The following is a 24,453-nucleotide window of genomic DNA, read 5'->3' as shown; positions in this document are numbered from 1 at the left end:
GCCTCCCTTGGCGTCGCACCGCAAGTCGCGCACCTCCGGCCCGCGCGTGGCCGGCATACGGCCCCCCGCCCTCGCCACGGCCGCCCTGACCTCCGTGGCCCTGCTCTCCCAGACGGCCACCGCCGCCCCCTCGGACGACAACAAACCGAGCCTGGAGGAGGTCGAGAAGAAGGTCGACGACCTCTACCGCCAGGCGGAGTCGGCGACCGAGAAGTACAACGCGGCCAAGGAGAGGACCGCGAAGCAGCGCAAGCGCGTCGGCACCCTCCTCGACGACGTGGCCAAGCGCACCCAGAAGCTCAACGAGGCGCGGGAGAAGCTGGGGTCGTTCGCCGCCGCCCAGTACCGGACCGGCGCCGGCGTCCCCGACACCGCGACCTTCCTGCTCGCGGACTCGCCGCAGGACTTCTTCGACCAGAGCCGGCTGATGGACCGGATGACCGGCCGCCAGAAGGAAGCGGTCGACGACTACGTCACGCAGCAGTCCGAGACGATGAAGAAGCGCCGGGAGGCCACCGAGAGCCTCCAGACGCTGACCGAGTCACAGGGCGACCTGAAGACGGCCAAGGCGACCGTCCAGAAGAAGCTCGCGGACGCGCGCGAGCTGATGTCGGAGCTGACCGCCGAGGAGAAGGCACGGCTCGCGGCGATCGAGAAGAAGAAGCAGAAGGAGGCCGCCCGCAAGGCCGCCGAGCTGGCCCGGCAGCAGGCGGAGCGGCAGAGGGCCCAGGAGGAGGCCCGGGAGGAGGCGGCTCGGCAGGAGAGCGGCACCTCGGGCACGTCGGACGCGTCCGGGTCCTCCGGTTCGACCGCCCCGCCCTCGTCGTCGGCCGGCTCCTCGTACGCCGCCAAGGCCGAGAAGGCCCTCGCCTTCGCCCGCGCGCAGATCGGCAAGCCGTACGTCTGGGGCGCCACCGGTCCCGGCTCCTACGACTGCTCCGGCCTCACCCAGGCCGCCTGGAAGGCCGCCGGCGTCACCCTCCCCCGCACGACCTACGACCAGGTGGACGCCGGCACGACGGTCCCCGTGTCCCAGGCACAACCCGGTGACCTCGTGTTCTTCTACGACGACATCACCCACGTGGGCGTCTACGCCGGCAACGGCAAGATGATCCACGCCCCCAAGCCCGGCACGTACGTCCGCGAGGAGTCGATCTACTACGACGGCGAGTCCTCGATCCACAGCGTCGTGCGCCCCGCCTGACCACGGGGCGCACCGCGCGGGCCGCGATCGCGGCCGTGCCCGTACGGGAGGGATCAGGTCCACAGCACGGCGATGAAGATGTTCGCCGTGGTCAGCAGTCCGACGAGGCCGAACACGCCCTTGTCCACCTTCTCCTCGTCCCGCTTCACGTAGACCAGGCCGAGGATCACGATCAGCAGGGCCAGCTTCACCCCGATCTTGATGTTGTTCACGGAGTGGTCCTGGGCCTGGTTGAGGCCGACCAGGATCACCCCGGTGACCAGCATCGTCAGCGCACCGTGCAGCATCGCCGGACCGAAACGGGCGGTGCCCTCGCCCATCGCCTTCATCTGGGTGAGGAAGCCACCGAGCAATGACGCGATGCCGATGATGTGCAGTCCGACGAAGAGGTGGAGGAGTACGTCCATGAGGCCGGAGCCTAGCCAGGCCCACCGACCCGTCCGGCACCGGCCCTGCGCGGAACGCCGCAAGGGCGGCCTGTCTCACGCGCGCACCGCACGGCACCACGGCCCTCTCGCCCCACCCGTGTTCGGCGCATCGGTCATCGCGCTGCGTGAACGTGACGAGGACGGCGCGGGGAAAGGCCCGACGGCGGCCCGCTCCCCCGTGCGCCGCACCGCCGCCGGCCCCGCCCGCGCACGGTGCCCGAACCCCGTCGGCCCGGTACGCCCGGGTCCCGTCGACCGGATGCCGTTCGCGGGCGCGACGCGGGTGGCCTGCGGCGTCCGTCCGTCACACGAGCCGGCGCGCCGTCGCCCAGCGGGTCAGCTCGTGCCGGTTGGACAGCTGGAGCTTGCGCAGCACCGCCGAGACATGGGACTCGACCGTCTTCACGGAGATGAACAGCTGCTTGGCGATCTCCTTGTAGGCGTACCCGCGGGCGATCAGCCGCAGCACCTCGCGCTCGCGCTGGGTGAGACGGTCGAGGTCCTCGTCGACCGGAGGGGCGTCGGTCGAGGCGAAGGCGTCGAGGACGAAGCCGGCCAGGCGCGGGGAGAAGACGGCATCGCCCTCCTGGACCCGGAAGATCGAGTCGATCAGATCGGTCCCGGTGATCGTCTTCGTCACGTACCCGCGGGCACCGCCCCGGATCACCCCGATCACGTCCTCCGCCGCGTCCGACACCGACAGGGCCAGGAAACGCACCGGCTGCTCGGTGTCGCCCATCAACGGCGCACAGCGGCGCAGCACTTCGACGCCGCCGCCACCGGGCAGGTGCACGTCGAGGAGGACCACCTCGGGCCGGGTCGCGGTGATGACCGTGACCGCCTGGTCGACGTCCGCGGCCTCGCCGACCACCTCGACACCCGTCTCCTCGGTCCGCCCGATCTCGGCCTGAACGCCCGTGCGGAACATGCGGTGGTCGTCGACGAGGACGACGCGCACACGACGCCCGCCGGCGCCACCGGCCGTCTCCGTCGCCTCCGTCGCCCCGTTCGCCTCGGTCGGCTCGCTCATGACGTCTTCTCCGCCCTCTCCATCTCCAGCTCGACCTCCGTGCCGCCGTCCGGCACCGCACGCAGCCGCGCCGTGCCGCCGTTGCGCTCCATGCGGCCGATGATCGATTCTCTAACGCCCATGCGGTCGGCGGGTATCGAGTCGAGGTCGAAGCCGGGGCCGCGGTCCCGGACGGACACGAACACCGTCTTTCCCTCGACTTCGGCGTAGACCTGAACGGCACCCCCCTCGCCACCGTACTTGGCGGCGTTCACCATCGCCTCGCGCGCGGCCTGCATCTGCGCGCCGATCCCCTCGTCGAGCGGGCAGTCGCCCACGACGACGACCTCGATGGGAACACCGTGTTTGTCCTCCACCTCGGCGGCGTTGCGCCGCACGGCGTCGGCGAGCGTGGTGGGCTCGTCGGCCTCGTCCTTGCCGGTGCCCTCGGGCTTGTAGAGCCAGGTGCGCAGGTCACGCTCCTGGGCACGGGCGAGGCGGCGCACCTCGCCCGCGTTGTCCGCGTTGCGCTGGATCAGGGTGAGGGTGTGCAGCACCGAGTCGTGGACGTGGGCGGCGACCTCCGCCCGCTCCTGGGCGCGGATGCGCATCAGGCGCTCCTCGGACAGGTCCTGGGTCATGCGGATGAGATAGGGACCGGCGAGGAGCGTGATGCCGACGAGGACCGCCAGGGCCGCCTGCAGCACGGAGCCGAGGTGGGCACCGGAGCCCTGGAGGACGAAGATGCCCGAGACCCCGGCGGTCACCAGCAGCACGCCGACGACGGCCCGCAGCAGGGTGACCGTGCGCCGGCGCCGGCCGACCTCGACCCAGCGGGCCCGGCGGGCGTTGTCCGCCTGCCGCCAGACCAGGGCCACGCCCGCGCCGACGAGCACGGCCGGCCAGAGATAGGCCCTGGTCCCGTTGCTGATGTCCACACTGCCCACGAAGATCATGGCCACGACGACCATGAGGAGCAGGGCGACGATCTGTCCCTTGTCCGGTCTGCGGGTGACGAGTCTGCGCCGGCCGTCCGGCGAGGTCTCGGTGGTGACCAGCGAGGGCGGCTTCTGCGCGTCCACGCCGCCGACACCGAGCGGCACGAAGAACCAGAACGCGGCATACAGCAGCGCGCCGAGACCGTCGGCCATGAACAGACCGACGAAGACGAGCCGTACCCAGACCACGGGCAGCCCGAGGTGTCCGGCGAGCCCCCGCGCCACACCACCGAGCCAGCGTCCGTCACTGCTGCGGTAGAGCTTGCGCGGCGGCCGCGGCTCGGCGATGGGCGCTGCTGCGGCTTCCGACATGCCAACGATGGTCACACGCCCGGACTGCCGGAGCATCAGGGTCGGCCCCGGAGACTCCCCTGATCTCCGCGGCCCGGCTCCGTCGAACATCTCCCGGTCCCGGCCTCAGGGGCGATATCAGGGTCCGGCCAGGGTCGTACCGGCTGCCGCCGCGGCGGCTCGCCCGTCACCATGGACGCATGACAGATCACCAGCACGCCGCAGCGGGTCCGGGACCCGGCTCCGGCCCGCGCCCGGCTCCGGGCACCGCGCCGGAGGACGCCGCGCCGGCCGCGGATCCGGCACGCGGCGCCGCGGCCCACGCGGGCGCGCGCGAGCACGCGGGCGCGCACGAAAAGGAAGGAGGGACCGCACCACGGGATCCGGCCGAGGAGGACGCGGCCGAACCTCCCCAGCGTTTCCGGCGCGACCGTCGGCACAAGCTGCTCGGCGGGGTCTGTGCCGGGCTCGGCCGGCAGTGCGACATGGACCCGGTGATCTTCCGGATCACCCTCGCGGTGCTCTCCGCCACCGGCGGCGTCGGCCTCATCTTCTACGGCTTCGCCTGGCTCCTCGTCCCCTACGACGACGAGGAGGAGGAGAACGAGATCCGCAGGCTGCTGACCGGCCGGGTCGACGGCCACACGCTGACGGCCGTGCTGTTCGCACTGGTCGGCTGCGGTGTCTTCCTCACGATGCTGAACAACAGCGGCGTGCTGAGTTTCGCCGTCATACTCTCCCTGCTGCTCGCCGGCGCCGGCTACTGGTCCCGGCGGCGCGGCACCCCCGGCCCCGACCCCATCGCCGCCCAGGCCGCCGCGGACGCCCCGCCGGAGCCCCAGGCCCCGCCGGCGCCCACCGCCTTCCCCTCCTGGTGGCGCGACCCCATCGTCAAGGACGGCACCCACGTCGGCGGCACGGGCTATCTGTGGGGTCCCCGGGACTCCCGCGAGCTGGACGTGGCGGCCGCCGTCAACATCGGCCTCGGCACCCGTGCCGGCGCCCGCGACGACACGCACGTCCCGCGCCACCGGCCGCCCAAGCCGCGCGGTCCCCGCTGGATCGGCGGCTGGATCTTCCTGCTCGCCCTCCTCGCGGCCGTCCTCGGCACCCGCCTGGCCTGGGACGAACACCCCCTCGGCACCAGCCTGCAGACCGGCCTGGCCTGTGCGCTCGCCGTGTTCGGCATCGGTGTGGCGGTCAGCGCGTTCCTGGGCCGCACCGGGGCCGGGTCCATCGTCCTGGCGGTCATCACGGCGGGTCTGCTCGCCGGCTCGGCCGCGATCCCCGAGGACATCGGCACCGAGTGGATGCGCACGACCTGGGAGCCCGCCTCGGTCGCACAGATACGCCCGGCCTACGACGTGGGCGCCGGCACCGGCACCCTGGACCTGTCCGGCATACGGGTGCCCGGGGGAGAGACCGTGTCCACACGCGCGGATGCCGGCCTGGGCCGGATCCATGTGATCGTCCCCGAGGACGTGACCGTGAAGCTGAGCATCGACGTGGGAGTCGGCGACATCCAGTTGCCCGGCGACGAGAAGAAGGACGTGGACGTGGCACCGGGCAAGCACAAGGAGCTGACCCTGCGTCCGCCCGCGGGCGTCGAGAAGGCGGGCACGCTCGACCTGGACCTCCAGGTCGGCGTGGGACAGGCGGAGGTGAGCCGTGCTACGTCATGAGTTCCAGCCCGGCAGGCTGGTCGCGGGCGCCTTCCTCACCTTCGCCGCCGTGCTCTACGCCGGTGACGCGGGCGGCGCCTGGGAGACACCGTGGTTCGTCATGGTCCCCGTCGTCACGGGCGGCCTGTGCCTGGCCGGCGCGGTGGCCTTGCTGACGGGCCGCATACGCCGGCGCCGGGCGCCGGGCCCCCGCGACTCGGACACACCGGCCTGACCCCTACCGGTACTCCCCCGTCCGCTGCCGCCGCCGCGCACGCAGGGCCGCGTCCACGGACAACAGGGGGGCGCCCGCCAGCACGAGCGGGGTCCAGGCCATGAGGTACGGAAGGTCGTTCCCGTAGTAGTAGGGATCGGCGGCCCAGCTCACGGTCAGCCACAGGCTGAGGGAGATCAGCGCACCACCGAGGGCGACCAGGCGGGTGAGCAGTCCGAGCAGGGCCCCGATCCCCACGGCCAGTTCCCCGAGGGCGATGGCGTAACCGAACGCGACGGGACTCTCCAGCGCCATGTCGACCAGTGCGGGAACGGCGGACGAATCACGAACGCCGCGCATCATGTCACCGATGGATCCGCCCCCGGCCTCCTTCATGAAGGCGCTGTCGGTGAGTTTGTCCAGGCCGGCGTAGATGAAGGTGATCCCGAGAAAGATCCGCAGAGGTACCAGGGCATAGCGGGTCGCGATGTCCCGCCAGTCCCTGTCGCCGTCGAAGCGGGGACTGTACGTGTCCGTGCGCATGCCTTGAGTCATCGCCGCCCGCCGCCTCTCACCGCCATGCCGAGACCGCCCCAACAGACCATACGTACACAGACCATACGTACGACGTTCGGTCCCGGCTCAATCCCGGCGGACGGTTTTTCCTCGAATCGTCCGGCCCGCGTACCCACGCGTACGGCGAGGAGCCGAACCGACGGCGGGCGGATCAGCAGCCCGCGGCCCCGGCCCCACCACGGTCGTGAGCGCCGGATCGGCCCCCGCCGGACCGCAAGCCGCGCCGCGGCCCCGCCTACTCCGTCACGTCGATCGCATACCGGTTCGTCTCCACCCCCGCAGCCGTCACGACCTGTACCTCCACCCGCCCCGGCTCCACCTCCGCCGGTACCGGCACCGTCAGCAACGTGTCCGTCGGGTTGTCGAACCCGCCCGTCACCGGCACCAGCGGCACATGCACGTTCACCGCCCCCACCCGGACGACCATCCGCGACAACCGATCGGCCCCCTGAGCGCCCGCCGGCACGAACCCCGCCCCGCGGATCTCGATGTCGTCGCCGGTCCGGATCGGCGCGTCAAGATCGCCGGCCTCCCGCGCCCGCACCACCGACAGGATCACCGGCCGCCCGCCCTCCGCGTACTTCCCCGCGAGATACGTCGCCGCCGACACGAGCACCACCACCGCGAGCCCCCACGGCAGGTCCGGCAACTGGTCCGGCCGCCGGGCCAGCCGCACCGCCGCGAACACCAGGGCGACGGCGCTGATCACGACGTACTGGATGTCGGCGAACGTCCCCCGCCCCGCGTCGTCGGTCAGCAGGTCCGCCGCCCGGGGCCGGTCGGCGCGCACCTTCTGCAACCGCTGTCCCAGCACCCGCAGTCCGACCACCCGCCGCACCAGCACGGCGATCCCGCACACCACGGCGAGGACGGTCACCACCCCCGCGCCCCGGGCGAGTTCGAGCCCGGCGATCAGCGCGTCACGCTCACGGTGCCCGGAGGCCACCGCCAGCCGCCCCACCAGAACCAGCACCGCGTACACCAGGAACAGCACCCAGGCGGCGGCCACCGCACGGGACGTGGAGAGGCGGTTGTCCTCCCCGATCACCGGCGCGAGCACCCCACCGCGCGTCCGGTGGAACCACGACGCCGCGGTCAGCGCGCCCGCGACGACCAGCGCGGCCGTCAATCCCGCGGTACGCGCGGCGGTCCACCCCGCACCGATCGCCGTGAGCGCCTGTCCCAGGAGCAGCAGCACGACCCCGGCCCACACGACCACCGCGGTCCGGCGCCACAGACGGGCCAGCCATGCCGCGCCCTCGGCCCGCCCGCGTTCGGCGACGGCCTCCGCGGCCTGCGTCAACTCCTCCGACACCCATTGCCGGGAGGCGGAGGCCGAGTGGGCCACCGCGGCCGGAAGCCCCTGCCCGGCCGCGAACTCGTCCCGCTTCAGCAGGAACGCGGCGACCGCGCGCCGATGCCCCTCACGTGCCCCGTGCGGGCAGTCCCCGCAGGTGCAGCCGCCCCCGTGCGTGGCCGCGTCCGCGCCGCCCTGTCTCGCCTCCTGCACCGCCACGTCCGAAGCCCGCCTTCCCCGCACATCCGACCAGGACCACAACCACGCGCACGCCCGCAGGACGCACGTCGCACACCGACAACTCCCCCGCGACGACAGCGAATTGTGCCCTACACCACGCCCTCTCCGTTCGGCAGGTCCGGTCGGACGGGTGAACTTCGACGTGCCGTGTTGACCCGGCCGCGGGAATTCCCCTGCGGCCGGGACCATGGAGCGACGGCGCCCGGGTGCGTACCGGCCGGCCGGACGCCTCCGACGCGCCGCGACCGGAAAGGACGAGGGCCCGGATCGGCGCGGGCCGCGTACGTGTCCCCCTCCGGAGGACGTCGCGGATACCGGACACAAGATGTCCGGTATCCGCGTCACACTCTCCCCATGAACACGAAGAACACGAACTGGGAGGCCTTCGCCGCAGCCGAACCCGATCTCGCGAAGATTGTTGAGGCCCGCTTCGGCGCGTACACCCACCACGTCATCGCGACGCTGCGCAGGGACGGCTCACCGCGCACCACCGGCCTGGAGGTCCGCTTCCTGAACGGAGAGCTCTGGCTCGGCATGATGCCGAACTCGCTCAAGGCCCTCGACCTGCGCCGCGACCCGCGCTTCGCGCTCCAGGCGAACCCCGGGGAGGGCACGGGCATGGGCGGCGGTGACGTCCGGATCAGCGGGCGGGCGATCGAGGTCGAGGACGCGGAGACCAGGGCCAGGTACGCCGAAGAGGTGGAACCGCCGGAGCCGTTCCACCTCTTCCGCACCGAGGTGACGGAGGTCGTGCGGACCTTCGTCGAGGACGACACCTACCTGGTCGTCCAGGTCTGGAAGCCCGGAGAGCCGGTGCGCACGCTCAAGCGGACGTGACCTTGGGACCTGCCCCGGGGACTACTCCCACTCGATGGTCCCCGGCGGCTTGGAGGTCACGTCGAGGACGACGCGGTTGACGTCCCGCACCTCGTTGGTGATGCGGGTCGAGATCTTCGCGAGGACGTCGTACGGCAGCCGGGACCAGTCGGCGGTCATGGCGTCCTCGCTGGAGACCGGGCGCAGGACGATCGGGTGGCCGTAGGTCCGGCCGTCGCCCTGGACACCGACGGACCGCACGTCCGCGAGCAGGACCACCGGGCACTGCCAGATGTCCCGGTCGAGACCGGCCGCGGTCAGCTCCTCACGGGCGATGGCGTCGGCCTCGCGGAGCAGGTCGAGCCGCTCCTTGGTCACCTCGCCGACGATGCGGATGCCGAGGCCGGGACCAGGGAAGGGCTGGCGGTGGACGATCTCGTCGGGCAGGCCGAGCTCCTGGCCGACCATGCGGACCTCGTCCTTGAACAGCTTGCGCAGCGGCTCGATCAGCTTGAACTCGAGGTCCTCGGGGAGGCCGCCGACGTTGTGGTGGGACTTGATGTTGGCGGTGCCGGTGCCGCCGCCGGACTCGACGACGTCCGGGTAGAGCGTGCCCTGGACCAGGAACTCCACCGCCGGGCCCTCGTCCGCGATGATCTCGGCCTGGGCCTGCTCGAAGACCCGGATGAACTCCCGGCCGATGATCTTCCGCTTCTCCTCGGGGTCGCTGACCCCGGCGAGCGCCTTGAGGAACCGCTCCTCGGCGTCGACGACCTTGAGCTGGACGCCGGTCGCGGCCACGAAGTCCTTCTCGACCTGCTCGGTCTCGCCCTTGCGCATCAGGCCGTGGTCGACGTACACGCAGGTCAGCTGGGAGCCGATGGCCTTCTGGACGAGGGCCGCGGCGACGGCGGAGTCCACGCCGCCGGACAGGCCGCAGATGGCGCGCTTGTCGCCGACCAGTTCGCGGATGGCGGCGACCTGCTCGTCGATGACGTTGCCGGTGGTCCAGTCGGGGCTCAGGCCCGCGCCCCGGTACAGGAAGTGCTCCAGCACCTGCTGCCCGTGCGTGGAGTGCATCACCTCGGGGTGGTACTGGACGCCGTAGAGCTTCTTGTCGTCGTTCTCGAACGCGGCGACCGGGACGACGTCCGTGGAGGCCGTGACGGTGAAGCCCTCGGGAGCGGCGGAGCAGGCGTCGCCGTGCGACATCCAGACGGCCTGCTCCTCCGGGGTGCCCTCGAAGAGGGTGGAGGACGCCCTGGCGACGTGCAGGTCCGTACGGCCGTACTCACGGGCGCCGGTGTTGTCCACCCGGCCGCCCAGGCTCTGGGCCATGAGCTGGAAGCCGTAGCACATGCCGAAGACGGGGACGCCGGCCTCGAAGAGCGCGCGGTCGACGGTGGGGGCGCCCTCCTCGTACACGGACGAGGGGCCGCCGGACAGGATGATCGCCGCGGGGTTCTTGGCGAGGATCTCCTCGACCGGCATGGTGCTCGGCACGATCTCGCTGTAGACCCGCGCCTCGCGGACGCGACGGGCGATGAGCTGGGCGTACTGTGCGCCGAAGTCGACGACCAGGACGGTGTCGGGCGCGTTGGCAGCGGGAGTCGCTGATGACACGAGGTGCCTTCCGGCGGTGGGGCGGGGGTCTTGTGTCTCCCGATTCTACCGGGGTGGGCGCAAAGCCCCCGCCCTCGCTCCCCGAGCGGCCCCTAGCGGCCCCGGGCCGCCCCGGGCGGACGCGCGTCTCACCATGCGATCCGTGTTGGACGCCCCGGGGATGCGCGGCATACTGGGCGCCATGCTCACGCACCCGACCTTCCTCTTTACCTATGGCGACCGGCCCGCCGGCTGCCATGGTCGTGCTGCTTGAGCATCTGACAAGCGACTTCCCAGGCGCCCCGGGCCGACAAGGTCCGGGGCGCCTGGCGTTTCCCGGACCCTGTCGCTCCGGGGCATCCCGCACCCACCCATCGAGGAGCCCCGACATGACCGTCACCGCCGCCGCGACGCAGTCCACGACGACGCGGTCCGCCGAGAAGACCGGCGCCCGCACCGCCGAGGCCGCCGAGGCGATCACCGGCGCCCGCGAGCGGATCGACGCGCTCGACGACCGGATCATCGGCCTCGTGCAGGAACGGATGGCCGTGTCGGCCGTCGTCCAGAAGGAACGGATCGCCTCCGGCGGCCGGCGCGTGAACCTCTCCCGCGAGATGGAGATCCTCGCCCGCTACAGGGACGCGCTGGGCAAGCCGGGCACCCCGCTCGCGATGACCCTGCTGGAGCTGTGCCGGGGGAAGATCTGAGCCGGCGGGCGGCGCGGGAGCCGCACCCCCGTTCCCGTGTTCCCGGTACAGACGTACGCATCGTTTCTCACCCGTACGGCCCGTGACCGGTGCCGGAACCGCTTCGTTGGTACCGGTGTCCGCGCCGGCCAGGGGCGGGCACGGAAGAACCACGCGTGGCTCGCCGGAGCGATGAGACGTACGGGTCGTGCCGTACGTCGTGGGACCTCGCTCCGGAAGAGTGACCGGACGGCAGGGGACAGCAGCCCGGTCACCCAAGAGAACGGCCGGCTCCGGGGACGCCCGGGGCCGGCCGGCCGAACACCGCACACGTCCGGGCCCGACGGCCACGGCGGGGTGCGGAGGAGACGCGCGGCGCTTCCCCCCCCCGGCGCCGCTCCCGGGCACCGATGCCGCCCTGACGTCGGTGCCGACGAGAGGAAGGGCCCCGCGGTTCCGCCCCGCGGGGCCCTTCGCATGCCGTACGGACGGCGGTGTCAGGTGCGGGTGACGACGCCGCATCCCTCCTCGGCTCCGGCCACTTGCTTGCTGCGGTCGTACGGGTCGCGCGCCTCTCCGGTCGGCTCGGGACCGGTCCGCAGGTCGGCGGGGAACTGCGGACGGATCACGCCGTCGCCGTCCCGGCAGTCGTCGTTGGAGATCTCGCCGTCGACGGCGAGGATCCAGAGGTGCCCCTCGGTGCCCTGGTACCTGGTGAGGTCCGCGACGTCCACCTCGACCACCCGGCGGACGACGGCCCGGGTCACCTCGTCGCCGCCGCCGGCGCGGGCCACCGCGTACACGAAGGTGTAGTCGGCCTTGATCACGGCCTTCCCGGCGGCTCCGCGCCCGGGCTTCACCGTCATGCGGCCGCGGACCCGCACGTCGCCCACGAGGTCGACCTCTTCGGGGTCGAAACGGGTGAACGTCCACACCGGGTCGTTCTCCTCGCTGGGCTCGCGCAGCGCGGCGCGCAGGTCGGAGAGGTACTCCTCCGCCAAGGGGTCCACGAGGGCCAGCGCCTTCTTCGGCTCGCCGCCCTTCAGCACCCCGGGGTCGAGGTTGGAGGCGACCAGGAACTCCTTCGTCCGCCGCAGGGCCTCCTCGATCCGGCCGGCGGGAACCCCGTTGACGGCCTTCGCCTCCGGCAGCCGGACGGCGTCCGCTCCCGACTCCCAGCGGGCGGCCGGGGATCCGGCGAAGGGCCGCTCGCGGGTGGGTGTGCCCGCGGAGGCCGCGGAGGGCGCGCCACTGGGGCGGGCGGTCTCGGGGGCGAGCGGTGCCGGGGACGCCGGGCCGGCCGCGTCCGCACCACCGGAACCGTCGCCGAGTCCACCGGGCAGCCAGGACAGCGCGGCGGACGGGTTGACGGCGACGACGGCCAGCGCGGCGGCGGCCAGCACGCCCACGACGCTCCAGCCCCTGCGGCGGCGTGCGGCCCGGCCGTTCCTCTCCTGCCAGGCGGGACCGGTGCGCCAGCCCTCCGGCCGGGCGGGCGGAGAGGCGGCCTTCTTCCTGCCCCGACGGCGTCCGCCGCCACCGCCCGTCCTGGCCTGCGCCTCGTCCATGGCCCGCAGCCGCTCGGTCACCATGCGGGCCCGGGCGGAGGGTTCCTTGGGGGCGGAGGTGCGGATGTCGCGCTCGCTGTCCTGGACGAACTTCTCCCACACGTCGTCCGGGAGGGCGGAGGACTCCGGTCTGGGCTCTTCGGACGGCTGCTCGGCCACGGGATCGCGGACTTTCTCTCGACGGCGGTGACAGGCGGCCGAGCGTACGCCAGCGATGATCACCCCTCACGGGTGATCCACCTCACATAAGAATTCTGTGAGAGGCAGGACAACCATCCACGGACGTCGTGGATCGAACTCACTGACATCACGCATCACACCCGCGCGCCCCACACGAAGGCGCCTCCCAGCCCGTGCCGCACCCCGCGGCACACCGGACTCACCGAGGTCTTCATGAAGCTTCGCCGTGCCATGGCCGCAGCGGCCGCGACGGCAGTGATAGCCCCGGTCGCCCTTCTCGCGGCCCCGGCCGCGTACGCGACCGACCCCACGGCCACGCCGAGCGTTTCCACGACCGGGACCCCGACCGGCGACGAGACGTCCGCCTCGCCGTCCGCGACCGAGTCGACCGCGTCGACGGAGCCGACCGGCGAGACCTCGCCCAGCGCCTCCACGAGCGAGCCGGCCCCGGTGCCGAGCACGTCCTCCTCCGCCACCAGCCCGGCCCCGAGCACGTCGGCGCCGGAGGAGACGGAGACCCCGGACCCCGAGCCGTCCGTGTGCGAGGACACCAAGGTCGACGTCAGCATCACCGGCCTGCCCGGCAAGATCTCCGCGGGCAGCGGCTGGCACAAGTTCTCGCTGAACGTGCTGAACGACTCCGACTCGCCCCTGCGGGACCTGGACTTCTTCGCCGGGGCCTCCCCCGACGCCGACGGCATGGACCTGTTCACCAGCAAGCAGGTCCGGCTGCAGGCGTGGGACCCGGACACCAAGTCCTGGGTGGACCTCGACGAGGGCGGCTACGCGGTCGGCTACGTCGGCTACACCGACGAGCTGGAGCCGGGGTACGAGGTCAACATCCCGCTGCGCGTCAACGTGAAGGCGTCCGCCCCCGTGGGCGCCGGCTTCTCGCTCGGCGCGACGATCTACGGCGACGCGGACGGCGAGTGCACCGGCTTCGGTGACGTGTCGTACAAGTTCCAGATCGTGGCCGCCGGCACGGACACCGACGGCACCAAGCCGCAGGAGGGCGGCAAGGCGCCCGTGGCGGACAAGAAGCCGAGTGCCGACACGCCGAAGGTCACCGGCAGCCTCGCCGCGACCGGTTCCAGCTCCGCCCTTCCGATGATCGGTCTGGTCGGCGGTGCCGCCGTCGTGGCCGGTGCCGGGGCGGTGTTCGTGGTGCGTCGGCGCAAGGCCGGTGCGGAGGCGTAACGACGCCTGACAGCGCTTCGCGCACGGCAGCACACAGGACAAGGGAAAAGGACCTGGGCTCGGAGGGGGGCCCAGGTCCTTTTCCCTTGTCCCTTGGCCCTTTCCCGTCGTCCCTTTCCCGTCCGCTTCCGCTTGTGCCCGCGCTTCCAGCTGTTTCTTCCGCTTCCGGCTACTTCTTCGGCGGCACTGTCGGCATCCCGAGGAACGGCAGCTTCAGCGCGCCGAACGCGTCCGCCGGGACCGCCGGGGACTTCGGCTCGACCGGCTGGAGGCGCCGGTAGGAGGCACCCTGCTCCGGACGCGGGTCGGTCTCGCCCTTGTTGGGCCAGTACGACATCGCCCGCTCGGCCTGTGCCGTGATGGTCAGGGACGGGTTCACCCCCAGGTTCGCCGAGACCGCGGCACCGTCCACGACCGAGATCCCGGGGTGGCCGTAGAGGCGGTGGTACGGGTCGATCACGCCGGTCTCGCGGGAGGCGCCGATCGGACAGCCGCCCAGGAAGTGGGCCGTCAGCGGCATCCCCGTCAGCTCACCGACGTTGGAGCCCGCGAAGCCGTTGATCTCGGCCGCCAGCGCCGACGCGCCCTCCGTGGCCGCCTTGATCTGCTTGGGGTTGGGCGCGCCGTGCCCCTGCCGGGCGGTGAGCAGGCCGCGGCCGACCCCGGACGGCTTCAGACAGGTCGTCAGGGAGTTGTCCAGCGACTGCATCACCAGGCCGATGATGGTCCGCTCCGACCAGCGCCGGTTGGAGAGGGAACGGAACAACAGCCAGGGGTGCCTGGCCGCGTTGCCCAGCCAGCCGAGCACCCGGGCCGTCCCCGAACCGCCGCCCGCGTACGGGACCTGGAGGATGGACAGAGAGCCCATCGAGTTGGAGCCGCGGCCGTAGCGGACCGGCTCGATGTGGGTGTTCTCGTCCGGGTGGATCGAGGACGTGATGGCGACACCGCGGGTGAAGTCCACCCTCGGCGCGCCGGTCGCCCTGCGGTAGCGGCGGTTGTCGGTCTGGGCTCCGACCAGCGCCTCGGAGTTGGTGCGGGTCAGCTCGCCCAGCCTGTCCGACAGGTACGGCAGTTGACCGCCGGCCTTCATGCGGTGCAGCAGCGTCTGGGTGCCGTACGTACCGGCGGCCAGGACGACCCGGCGGGCCCGGAAGGTGCGGCCCGCTCCCCTGCGGCGGTTGTCGGTCGGGAGCGTGGCGACGGCGTAGCCGCCCCGCGAGTCCTCCGTCACCGACACGACCGTCGTCATCGGGTGGACGACCGCGCCCGCCTTCTCGGCGAGGTGGAGGTAGTTCTCGTTGAGGGTGTTCTTCGCGCCGTGACGGCAGCCGGTCATGCACTCGCCGCATTCGGCACAGGCCCGCCGCGACGGCCCTGCCCCGCCGAAGTACGGGTCGGGCACCTCCTGCCCCGGCTTCGCCGTCACCTTCCCGTCGGCGTCCTCGCCGTCGCCGAAGAACACGCCGACCGGGGCCATGTGGAAGGTGTCGCCCACGCCCATCCGCTCGGCCGCCGCCTTCAGGTGCACGTCCGACGGGGTCATCGTCGGGTTGATCCGGACGCCGAGCATGCGGCGCGCCTGGTCGTAGTACGGTGCCAGTTCCTCCTGCCAGTCCGTGATGTCACGCCACTGCGGGTCCTCGAAGAAGGGCTTGGGCGGTACGTACAGGGTGTTGGCGTAGTTGAGGGAGCCGCCGCCGACGCCCGCTCCGGCCAGGACCATGACGTTGCCCAGCAGGTGGATGCGCTGGATGCCGTACATGCCGAGCCTGGGGGCCCACAGGTAGTTCTTCAGGTCCCAGGAGTTCTTCGGCAGGGACTCGCGGGTGAAGCGGCGGCCCGCTTCCAGGACGCCGACGCGGTAGCCCTTCTCGGTCAGGCGGAGCGCCGAGACCGAGCCGCCGAAGCCGGAGCCGACGACGACGACGTCGTAGTCGTACGCGGAGTCGTCGCCCCGTTCGTCGTCCATGTCCTGGACGGAGTTCTCCTGTGACACGTGCTCTCCTCGTCGAAAGCTGCGGTGCTGGTGCGGTGCGGGGGCTGTCTAGCGGAAGCGGAACGCCTTCATCAGGCGCAGGCTGCGGCTCATGAACGCCGCGTACTTCTCGTCGTCCATGCCGAACGAGGGCGCCATCGGCAGGACGCGCTGGTGGGCGACGGTCTGCGACTCGGTGTACTTGAGGATGCCCTCGGCCCCGTGCCGGCGGCCCAGGCCGGACTGCTTCATGCCGCCCATCGGCGACTGGACGCTGCCGTACGCGGACGCGTAGCCCTCGTTGATGTTGACCGTGCCGGTGCGCAACCGGGCGGCGATCTCGCGGCCCCGGCGGGCGCTGGTCGTCCAGACCGAGGAGTTCAGGCCGTACGGCGTGGCGTTGGCGCGTTCGACGGCCTCGTCCTCGGTGCGGAAGCGGTAGACGGACACCACCGGGCCGAAGGTCTCCTCGGAGCACAGCGTCATGGTGTCCGTGACGCCGTCGAGGATGGTCGGCTCGTAGAAGAACGGGCCGATGTCGGGGCGGGCGACGCCCCCGGCGACGATCCGCGCGCCCTTGGCGACGGCGTCCTCGACGTGCCGCTTGACGGTCTCCAGCTGGTGGCCGCTGACCAGCGACCCCATGTCGGCGCCGTAGGCGAGGGAGTTGCCCAGCCGCATGGCGCGGGTGCGGGCGGCGAAGCGGTCGAGGAAGGCGTCGGCGACCGACTCGTGGACGTACAGCCGCTCGATGGAGACGCAGAGCTGGCCCGCGGAGGAGAAGCAGGCGCGGACGGCGCCCGCCGCGGCCTTCTCGATGTCGGCGTCCTCCAGCACCAGCATGGCGTTCTTGCCGCCGAGTTCGAGGGAGACGCCGACGAGCCGGTCGGCGGCGACCGTGGCGACCTCGCGGCCGGTGCGGGTGGAGCCGGTGAAGGAGACGTAGTCGCCGTGCTTGACGACCTCGGGTCCGATGACGGGCCCGACGCCGAGGACGACCTGGAGGACGTCGGCGGGCAGCCCGGCCTCGATCAGCAGGTCCCGGGCCCACAACGCCGTCAGGCAGGACTCGGTGTCCGGCTTCATCACGATCGCGTTGCCCGCGACGAGGGCGGGCAGCGCGTCGCCGACGGACAGCTCCAGGGGGTAGTTCCAGGGGACGATCTGGCCGACGACACCGCGCGGGTGGCGCAGCTCGACGGCCTTCGTCAGGGTCGGTACGGCGCCGGCGTGCCGCTTCGGTCCGAGGTAGGCGGCGGCGCGGCGGCCGTAGTGACGGGCGACGACGGCGACGGCCTGCACCTCCTCGTGGGCGTGCAGGCGGGCCTTGCCGGTCTCCAGCTGGATCAGGTCGAGCACCTCGGCCTGGCGTTCGAGCACGAGGTCGTGGAAACGGAGCAGGACGGCCGCGCGCCGGCGCACCGGGACCTGCGCCCATACGGCCTGGGCGGCGCGGGCCGTCTCGAAGGCCCGCCGCACGTCCTCGGGCGTCGACTCGGGCAGGTCGGCCAGCTTCTCGCCGGTGAACGGCGTGTGGTTGGCGGTGCGCCCGGAACCGACGACTCCCTTGGTGAGCTGGGCCACCAGCTCGGGGGTGACCACGTCGGCGGCGGTGCGGGCGCCCTCCGGAGCGGGGGCGAGGGGGTTGGTGCCGGTCGTTTCCCGGGTCTGCGCGTCCGTCATGAGCCGCAGGGTATGCCGGGGCGAACACTTTGTGTACCCGTCGGTAACAGATTCACCGACCGCTCACACCACGCCAGTGAACGCTGGCAGCAAACACCCTGATCAGGGCGTTGACGGTGAGACGGGCCCCGGATCACCCCTTTCCGATCCGGAGCCGGTCACGGGCGCCCTTGAACACCGCCGTCCCCTTCTTCTCCTGGGGCGTGCCCTCGGGCATGTCGACGCGGAGTTCGTACATCCGGCTGTCGTCGGTGCGGATCACCAGGTGCATGACGCGTGCGAGGTCCTCGTCCGGGCCGTAGGTCGTGTCGGCCAGGACGGCCTCGTGGCCCTGGACGCTGGTGCGCGTGTACTGCGTGCGCGCGTCCCCGTCGTGGCCGTCCCGGCCCGCGTGCGCGTCCCGTGCCTGAGCCATCGGGGAGCGGGGTGCGCTGTCCCACTGGGCGAGGCGGACCCGGATGCCGCCGTCGCCCTCGTAGGCCACGGACCTGGGCCGGCGGCTCGTACCGCCTTCGCGGGCGGACTCCCGGTACCCGGGCGGGAGGAAGAGGACGGCGCCCATGGCGGCCTCGTGGTGGGCGGCCCAGCCGGTGGCACCCGGACCGGCGGTGGCTCCCGGACCGGCCGTGCCCGCCGGACCGGCGGTCGGGGTGACACGGGCGGTCCGTTCGGTGGCCGCTCCGGTGTCCGGACCGCCGAGGGAGGTGACGGACCAGAGGCCGCCGGCGAGGAGGAGGACCCCGAGGGCCGCGAGGGGAGCGGGGCGGAGCAGGCGGCGTCCGGAGCGGGGGGCGGCGGTGGGGGTGGTGGCCGGGGCCGTGCCGGCGCGGGCGCCCGGGGGTGCGGGGGCGGCGGGCGCCGGACCGGACCGCGGTATTCGCTCCGGCGTCCGTACGGGGCCGGGTCCGGCGGTGGAGCCCGGCCGTACCGTCCGGGCGTCCGCACCCCGCTCCTGCGCGCCGGAGGCGCCCGTGCCGTCCGCCGGGGCCTGTGGCACCGGCCGGCCGCCCGCCGCGGCCTCCAGCGCCGCGGCCGCCTCCTCCGCGTCCGGGCGTTCCCCGGGGTCCTTCGCCAGCAGCCGCACGATCAGCGGGCCGAGCGGTCCCGCCCGCTTCGGCCCGGGCGGGTCCTCGGTGATGACCGCGGCGAGCGTGGACTCCACGGTCGTACGGCGGAACGGGGGCCGGCCCTCGACGGCGGCGTACAGCAGGACGCCCAGCGACCACAGGTCGGAGGCGGGTCCGGCGCCGCGGCCGGACATCCGCTCGGGGGCGACGAACTCCAGCGAGCCGATGGACTCCCCACTGGCCGTGAGGGACTCCTCGCCCGGGACACGGGCGATGCCGAAGTCGGTGAGGACCACCCGGCGACGGGGGTCCCCCCGCTCCAGCGGACTCGAGGGCGGGGGAGGTCCGAGCAGGACGTTGGCGGGCTTCACGTCGCGGTGCACGATGCCGACGGAGTGCGCGGCGCGCAGGGCGCCGAGGACCGCGAGACCGATCCGGGCCGCCTCGGCGGGCGGCAGAGGACCGCGCTCGAGCACCTGGCGCAGGGACTCGCCGCGGACCAGTTCCATGACGATCCACGGGAGCCCGCCCGGTTCCCCGGGCCCGTCCGGCCCGTCCGGCCCGTCCTCCTCGACGACGACGTCGTGGATGGAGACGGCGGCGGGGTGGTCGACGCGCGCGGCGGCGCGGGCCTCCCGGTAGAGCCGGCGGGCCGCCCTCCGGTTGCGCTCGTCCCCCGGTTCGCCCGGCAACCGGGGCTGTTTGACGGCGACCTCGCGCTCCACGAGTTCGTCGAGCGCCCGCCAGACGGTGCCCGTTCCGCCGGAGCCGATGCGCTCGATCAGCCGGTACCGTCCACCGACCAGCCGACCTTGAGCACCCCTCGCGCCACCGTCGTTGCTCATCCCCCATCAGTACCGCGCGGGACGCGGCGTTGTCGACGCGCGGACCCGTGTCCGGCGCGGCCGGTTCAGAGTGTGCCGATGTCCCACGAGGCGAGGACCGTGCGGGCGATCTCCCGGCCGTCCTCGGCGAAGTAGCCCTTGCCCGGGTACACGACCCAGAGCCGGTACATGTCGCCGTCCTTGTTCCGGTAGTACATGACCTGCGCCTCGCGCACCAGCGGCCTCGGCGTGTCGGTCGTCGTGTAGACGATGGTGTTCGTGGCCGCCTCGCGGTCCTTGTACGTGGTCTGGCGCGGCTGCCCCTTGGGCGCCGGTGTGTCGGCGATGCCCCAGCTGTACTCGCCGTCCTTGAGCTCGCCCCAGTGCGCGAACGCCTCCTCCGACGCCGAGGCCTCGAGCTCGCCGTTCTCGTCCTCGGCCTTGAGGTCGCGGTCGGTCTCGATCCGTACCAGTCCGCTCGGGTCGGTGAAGGAGACGACCGTCCCGTCCGAGTCGTCGGCGGGCTTGTCCCTCACGAAGTCCTCCGGCACCGCGAGGCTCACGCCCGCCCGGTCTCCGAGGTCGTGCTGCTTCCAGCCCTCCGGCAGCGGCCCCGCGAACGGGTCCGCGACCACGAGCCAGGCCGCGACCGCTCCCGCCACGACCGCCGCGCCGATCCCGGTCAGCGCCTTGCGGCCGAGCCGGATCCCCTTGCCGCCGGAGTCGGGGACGGGGACCTGGACGATCTGCGTGGGCTGCGGCTCGGGCGGGTTGGCGGCCGCCTCCAGCAGGGCGCGGACCCGGGCGGCGTCCGGACGGCGCGCCGGGTCCTTCTGCAGCAGACCGGTGATGGCCTCGGCCAGCGGTCCCTGCGCGGAGGCGGGCGGCGCGGGCGTGGCGTTGAGGACCGACTGGAGCGTGGCCGGGGTGTTGCTGCGGCGGAACGGCGAGACGCCCTCCGTGGCCGCGTACAGCACCACCCCGAGCGACCACAGGTCGGAGGCGGGACCGGGACGCTGGCCCAGCACCCGCTCGGGCGCGATGTACTCGGGGGAGCCGACGAAGCCGCCGGTGTCGGTCAGGTTGGTCTCGCCCTCGATCCGGGCGATGCCGAAGTCGGTGAGGACGACCCGGTCGTACCGGCCGAGCAGCACGTTGTCCGGCTTCACGTCGCGGTGCAGGATGCCCGCCGCGTGGGCGGCCTCCAGCGCGCCGAGCACTTCGAGGCCGACCCGGGCGGCCTCGCGCGCGGGGAGGGTGCCCTCCTCCTGCAGGACGGCGCCCAGCGAACGGCCCTGGACCAGTTCCATCACGATCCACGGCTGACCGTCCACGACCGCGACGTCATGCACGTCGACCACCGCCGGGTGGTCGAGCCGGGCGGCGGCACGGGCCTCGCGGCGCATCCGCTCGAAGGTGTTGGAGCGTTCGCGCTCGGGAAGGTGGTCCGGGACGCGGGGCTCCTTGACCGCGACCTCGCGGTCCACCGTCTCGTCCTTGGCCCGCCACACCGTGCCCATGCCGCCGTGCCCGAGCTTGGCGAGCAGCCGGTAGCGGCCGGCGATGAGCCGTCCGGCGCCGGGTTCGTGCGACGGCAGGGAGTGGTCCTGCGCCTGCTCCGGGACCACCTGCGTGGGTGTCGCGTACGGGTTGCCGGGGTGCGGCACGGCCACGGGCGGGTTCGGGTTCGGCGGTTGCAGGCCAAAACTGGTTGGCTCGTCGGTCCCGTGGCGGGCTCCCCCGTTGCTGCTCATGGGTCATCCATATCGCGCCGCGCCGCCGCGTATCCACCCGGAACGCGGACCGGTCACAGACCCGTGACGCCCACCAGGACTTATCTCCCTTTTATGCGGCTATGCGGCCGGGGGCGGGGAACCGGTCGCCGTGGGGTGGCCGTAGGGGGCGACGACGGGGTCCGGGACGCGGAGGGCGATTCGCTCACGGGCGTCTCGGGGGCCGTGCTGGTCGGCGTACCGCCTCCGTCGCCGTCCCGCTCCTGCATGAGCAGCGCCGCCGCGGAGACGCCCGCTCCCGCCATCGCGGCGACCGCCAGCGCGGCCACGAGCACGCTCCTCGTGGGCTGCCGCCGCGCGGCGCGCTCCCCGGCCCCGGCCCCGGGGACGACGGGGGGACGCCCATCCCCTTCCGCCCGCCGCGCCGGGGGCCGGCGACGGGACGGGCCCCGCTCGGGCGGCGGCGGCCCGAGCGGCGCGGACTTCGGCGTACGGCCCGTCTCGAGGAAGGCCCGCAGCATCCGTTCGGCCCGGTCCGCGTCCAGCCGCCGGTCGGGGTCGCGCTCCAGCAGACCGCGCACGACGGGCAGGATCGGCCCGGCCTGGGCGGGCGGCCGTATCTCGTCGGTCACGACCGCGTGCAGGACACCGCCGAGCGAGTCGCGCCGGAACGGCGACTCACCGCTCAGCGCCGCGCACAGCAGCGCGCCCAGCGACCACAGGTCGGACTCCGGTCCCGTCCTGGCACCGGACATCCGCTCGGGGGCGGTGTACTCGGGCGAGCCGACGAAGGAGCCGGTCTCGGTGAGCGTCGTGGAGCCCGCGACCCGGGCGATGCCGAAGTCGGTGAGGACGACCCGGCCGGTGCCGTCCTCCAGCAGGACGTTGGCGGGCTTGAGGTCACGGTGCAGGACACCGGCCGTGTGGGCGGCCCGCAGCGCGCCGAGCAGGTCGATGCCGATCCGTGCGGCCTCGGCGGCGTCGACCGGGCCGTGTGCGGCGATGCGGTCGGCGAGCGAACCGCCGTCGATCAGCTCCAGGACGATGTACGGACGTGCGTCGTCCTCCACCACGTCGTGGACGACGATGATGTGCGGGTGGCTCAACTGGGCGAGGGCGCGTGCCTCGCGCAGGGTGCGTTCCCGCTGCCGCCGGGCCTCCGACGCGGAGGGCGTCTCGTCCAGGGGGAGTTCCTTGACGGCGACGCCGCGTCCGAGCAGTTGGTCGGTGGCCCGCCAGACCACGCCCATGCCGCCGCGCCCGAGCCTCGCCTCCAGACGGTAACGGCCCGCGATGACACGGGCGTTGGGTCGCACGGTCCCGTTCTCGGCGTCCCCCTCGGTCCCCATGGGCCCATCATGCCCCACCGGATGTGTCCCCTCCGGTACGGTGATTCGGCCAAGCGGCGCGCGCGTTCGCGCACGCCGGGCGCGTCCGGCACCCCGGGCGCGTCAGGGCTCGCGCCAGCCCCGCAGCACCGTCTCGAACTGCCCGCTGGTCGTGGCCCAGTCCTCGGCCGGCCCGGACATGTAGATCGCGTACTCGATCCCGTCCCGCGAGACGTACATCTGGTCGATCGCCCGGCGCGGCCCCGGGAAGTCGGTGTCCTTGGCCAGCGCCGTCCAGGTGTACTCCAGCCGGGCGCTCTCGCGGTCGCGGTAGACGCGGCGTTCCAGCCCCACCCGCCGGTAGTCGACCAGGCGCTGCCCTATCTGCTGGTCCAGATCGCTCAGGTGCTCGTACGGGTCGTCGTAGTCGGGAGAGTCGTCGGCGGCGATGCGGATGAAGTGCCTGCCGCCGTCGGGCGTGTAGTCGACCTGTCGGGTCTCCTCGTCGAAGACGACGCGCTCCCAGTTCTCACCGGGCAGGACGATGCTGAAGCCGTAGGGGTCGGTGCGACGCACCCAGCCCGCCGGGAGGCCGCCCGTGGACTCGGTCTCCCCGGCCTTCGTGGCGTCGGGCGCGGGCGCCGGGGTGCCGGAAGGAGCCACGGAGGCACCGCCCCTCCCCGTGCCCTCGTCCCACTGCTGCAGCACCACCGCGGTTCCCCCGCCGACGAGCGCGGCCAGGGCGGCGACCAGGGCGACCAGGCGCCCCCGCCGGCGGGGCGCGGCACCGGTGGGCGCGTACGGCGGATGCACGGCCGTGGGGCCGGTCACCGGCGGGGCCTGCGGGGGCAAGGCGGTGTCCGGCCGGGTCGCGTGCGGCAGCGGCACACGAGCGGCGGCGGCCTGCGTCGGCACGTACACCTGCGCCGCGTTCGGCCGGCGCCCCTCCGCCGCGTCGGCGAGCATCCGCTCGGCCTCGGCCGCGTCGGGCCGGGTGGCCGGATCCTTGCGCAGGAGTGCGCTGATGACGGGCGCGAGCGGGCCGGCGTGCCGCGGCTCGGCGGCCTCCTCCTCGACGACCGCCTGCATGGTGGTCAGCGGCGAGGTGCGGCGGAACGGCGATCTGCCCTCCACCGCCGTGTACAGCGTCGCGCCGAGCGCCCACAGGTCGGAGGAGGGGCCGGGGTCGTGGCCGCGGACCCGCTCGGGGGCGAGGTAGTCGACCGAGCCGACGACCTCTCCGGTGCGGGTGATGGCCGTGTCGCCGTCTATCTGCGCGATGCCGAAGTCGGTGAGCAGCACGCGGCCGTCCCGGCCGAGGAGGACGTTGCCGGGCTTGACGTCACGGTGCAGGACGCCGGCGGTGTGCGCGGCGCGCAGCGCACGCAGCACCCACAGGCCGATGCGCGCGGCCTCGCGGGGCTCGACGCGTTCCTGTTCCTTCATCGCGTCGGCCAGCGAACGGCCCTCGACCAGTTCCATCACGATCCACGGCCGGCCGTCGTGCTCCAGCACGTCGTGCACCGTGACGACGGCGGAGTGGTTGATCCGCGCGGCCGCCCGTGCCTCCGCGCGGGTGCGCGCCAGCAGCATGGCCTGCTCGCTGTCGGAGACGTAGAGCGCGGCGGTCAGTTCCTTGATGGCGACGGATCGGTGCAGCACCTCGTCGTGCGCACGCCACACCCGGCCCATGCCCCCGCTGCCGATGGCGTCGCCGAGCCGGTAGCGGCCCGCGACGAGCAGGCCCTGCATCTGATTCACGTTGCCCCGCAATGGTCTTGACAAGGTCAGGGTAAGTACCCGCTCCCCTCCTGGGAACCGACGGGGTGCCATGGAGACCGCACTGTGATGGTTGTCGCCGTACGGGACGGGA

20 protein-coding genes are annotated in these 24,453 nt (G+C 73.0%); 6 read left to right on the top strand and 14 right to left on the bottom strand.

What is annotated here, in order from left to right; translation table 11 throughout:
• The first annotated feature begins 7 nt into the window (after nucleotides 1-7).
• Nucleotides 8-1,204 carry an NlpC/P60 family protein gene (locus RIM90_RS02350; protein WP_309058801.1) on the top strand — a complete coding sequence of 399 codons (1,197 nt, stop codon included), beginning with the start codon at nucleotides 8-10 and terminating at the stop codon, nucleotides 1,202-1,204.
• A gap of 53 nt (nucleotides 1,205-1,257) precedes the next feature.
• Here RIM90_RS02350 and RIM90_RS02345 read toward each other — a convergent pair whose 3' ends face one another.
• The 3 genes from RIM90_RS02345 to RIM90_RS02335 form a co-directional block, all read right to left on the bottom strand.
• Nucleotides 1,258-1,611, bottom strand: a complete 354-nt coding sequence (locus tag RIM90_RS02345; RefSeq protein WP_309058800.1) for a hypothetical protein — start codon at nucleotides 1,609-1,611, stop codon at nucleotides 1,258-1,260.
• 325 nt (nucleotides 1,612-1,936) lie between these two features.
• The gene (locus RIM90_RS02340; RefSeq protein WP_309058799.1) at nucleotides 1,937-2,662 is read right to left on the bottom strand and encodes a response regulator transcription factor; all 726 of its coding nucleotides are present in this window, start codon (nucleotides 2,660-2,662) and stop codon (nucleotides 1,937-1,939) included.
• Nucleotides 2,659-3,951: a PspC domain-containing protein gene (locus RIM90_RS02335; RefSeq protein ID WP_309058798.1), complete on the bottom strand. Its 1,293-nt coding sequence runs from the start codon at nucleotides 3,949-3,951 to the stop codon at nucleotides 2,659-2,661. Before RIM90_RS02335 ends, RIM90_RS02340 begins: the two co-directional genes overlap by 4 nt.
• Nucleotides 3,952-4,130: 179 nt before the next feature.
• Between RIM90_RS02335 and RIM90_RS02330 the strand changes: the two genes are divergently transcribed.
• Both RIM90_RS02330 and RIM90_RS02325 read left to right on the top strand, forming a co-directional pair.
• Nucleotides 4,131-5,612: a PspC domain-containing protein gene (locus tag RIM90_RS02330; protein ID WP_309058797.1), complete on the top strand. Its 1,482-nt coding sequence runs from the start codon at nucleotides 4,131-4,133 to the stop codon at nucleotides 5,610-5,612.
• Nucleotides 5,599-5,826 (top strand): hypothetical protein, encoded by a 228-nt coding sequence (locus tag RIM90_RS02325; RefSeq protein WP_309058796.1) that lies wholly within the window; start codon nucleotides 5,599-5,601, stop codon nucleotides 5,824-5,826. The genes RIM90_RS02330 and RIM90_RS02325 overlap by 14 nt, the downstream gene beginning before the upstream one ends.
• 3 nt (nucleotides 5,827-5,829) lie before the next feature.
• On the opposite strand, the gene RIM90_RS02320 is transcribed toward RIM90_RS02325, so the two are convergent.
• Together RIM90_RS02320 and RIM90_RS02315 are read right to left on the bottom strand one after the other, a co-directional pair.
• Complete coding sequence (locus RIM90_RS02320) at nucleotides 5,830-6,348, bottom strand: DoxX family protein (protein ID WP_375165388.1); 519 nt, start codon at nucleotides 6,346-6,348, stop codon at nucleotides 5,830-5,832.
• A 268-nt stretch (nucleotides 6,349-6,616) separates the two neighbouring features.
• A complete protein-coding gene (locus tag RIM90_RS02315; RefSeq protein ID WP_309058794.1) occupies nucleotides 6,617-7,897 on the bottom strand; it encodes a hypothetical protein in 1,281 nt (426 codons plus the stop codon).
• Nucleotides 7,898-8,272: 375 nt separating this feature from the next.
• On the opposite strand from RIM90_RS02315, the gene RIM90_RS02310 reads away from it, so the two are divergent.
• Complete coding sequence (locus RIM90_RS02310; RefSeq protein ID WP_309058793.1) at nucleotides 8,273-8,755, top strand: pyridoxamine 5'-phosphate oxidase family protein; 483 nt, start codon at nucleotides 8,273-8,275, stop codon at nucleotides 8,753-8,755.
• A gap of 21 nt (nucleotides 8,756-8,776) precedes the next feature.
• Here the strand turns inward: RIM90_RS02310 and guaA are convergent, their stop codons facing one another.
• Nucleotides 8,777-10,357: a glutamine-hydrolyzing GMP synthase gene (gene guaA, locus RIM90_RS02305; protein ID WP_309058792.1), complete on the bottom strand. Its 1,581-nt coding sequence runs from the start codon at nucleotides 10,355-10,357 to the stop codon at nucleotides 8,777-8,779.
• Between the two features lie 368 nt (nucleotides 10,358-10,725).
• On the opposite strand from guaA, the gene RIM90_RS02300 reads away from it, so the two are divergent.
• Nucleotides 10,726-11,043 carry a chorismate mutase gene (locus tag RIM90_RS02300; RefSeq protein WP_309058791.1) on the top strand — a complete coding sequence of 106 codons (318 nt, stop codon included), beginning with the start codon at nucleotides 10,726-10,728 and terminating at the stop codon, nucleotides 11,041-11,043.
• Nucleotides 11,044-11,519: 476 nt separating this feature from the next.
• Here the strand turns inward: RIM90_RS02300 and RIM90_RS02295 are convergent, their stop codons facing one another.
• On the bottom strand, nucleotides 11,520-12,749 hold the full coding sequence (locus RIM90_RS02295) for a hypothetical protein (protein WP_309058790.1): 1,230 nt from the start codon (nucleotides 12,747-12,749) through the stop codon (nucleotides 11,520-11,522).
• Between the two features lie 155 nt (nucleotides 12,750-12,904).
• Nucleotides 12,905-13,321 carry a hypothetical protein gene (locus tag RIM90_RS02290; RefSeq protein ID WP_309058789.1) on the bottom strand — a complete coding sequence of 139 codons (417 nt, stop codon included), beginning with the start codon at nucleotides 13,319-13,321 and terminating at the stop codon, nucleotides 12,905-12,907.
• Here RIM90_RS02290 and RIM90_RS02285 point away from each other — a divergent pair.
• Complete coding sequence (locus RIM90_RS02285; protein ID WP_309058788.1) at nucleotides 13,308-13,967, top strand: LAETG motif-containing sortase-dependent surface protein; 660 nt, start codon at nucleotides 13,308-13,310, stop codon at nucleotides 13,965-13,967. The genes RIM90_RS02290 and RIM90_RS02285 overlap by 14 nt on opposite strands.
• Before the next feature lie 169 nt (nucleotides 13,968-14,136).
• Here RIM90_RS02285 and RIM90_RS02280 read toward each other — a convergent pair whose 3' ends face one another.
• The 6 genes from RIM90_RS02280 to RIM90_RS02255 form a co-directional block, all read right to left on the bottom strand.
• Nucleotides 14,137-15,966 carry a GMC oxidoreductase gene (locus RIM90_RS02280; RefSeq protein WP_375165387.1) on the bottom strand — a complete coding sequence of 610 codons (1,830 nt, stop codon included), beginning with the start codon at nucleotides 15,964-15,966 and terminating at the stop codon, nucleotides 14,137-14,139.
• A gap of 48 nt (nucleotides 15,967-16,014) precedes the next feature.
• Entirely contained in the window at nucleotides 16,015-17,628 is a 1,614-nt protein-coding gene (locus RIM90_RS02275; protein ID WP_309058787.1) for a succinic semialdehyde dehydrogenase, read from the bottom strand.
• A gap of 133 nt (nucleotides 17,629-17,761) precedes the next feature.
• Nucleotides 17,762-19,540 carry a serine/threonine-protein kinase gene (locus RIM90_RS02270; RefSeq protein ID WP_309058786.1) on the bottom strand — a complete coding sequence of 593 codons (1,779 nt, stop codon included), beginning with the start codon at nucleotides 19,538-19,540 and terminating at the stop codon, nucleotides 17,762-17,764.
• Between the two features lie 65 nt (nucleotides 19,541-19,605).
• Entirely contained in the window at nucleotides 19,606-21,273 is a 1,668-nt protein-coding gene (locus tag RIM90_RS02265) for a serine/threonine-protein kinase (protein WP_309058785.1), read from the bottom strand.
• A gap of 80 nt (nucleotides 21,274-21,353) precedes the next feature.
• A complete protein-coding gene (locus RIM90_RS02260; RefSeq protein WP_309058784.1) occupies nucleotides 21,354-22,601 on the bottom strand; it encodes a serine/threonine-protein kinase in 1,248 nt (415 codons plus the stop codon).
• A gap of 102 nt (nucleotides 22,602-22,703) precedes the next feature.
• Nucleotides 22,704-24,332 carry a protein kinase gene (locus tag RIM90_RS02255; RefSeq protein WP_309058813.1) on the bottom strand — a complete coding sequence of 543 codons (1,629 nt, stop codon included), beginning with the start codon at nucleotides 24,330-24,332 and terminating at the stop codon, nucleotides 22,704-22,706.
• Nucleotides 24,333-24,453: the final 121 nt, after the last annotated feature.

The organism is Streptomyces sp., from assembly GCF_031181555.1.
GTDB classification, from domain to species: Bacteria; Actinomycetota; Actinomycetes; order Streptomycetales; family Streptomycetaceae; genus Streptomyces; species Streptomyces fimbriatus.
The sequence above is the reverse complement of the archived record's forward strand: the minus strand, read 5'-3'. Positions and strand labels throughout refer to the sequence as shown.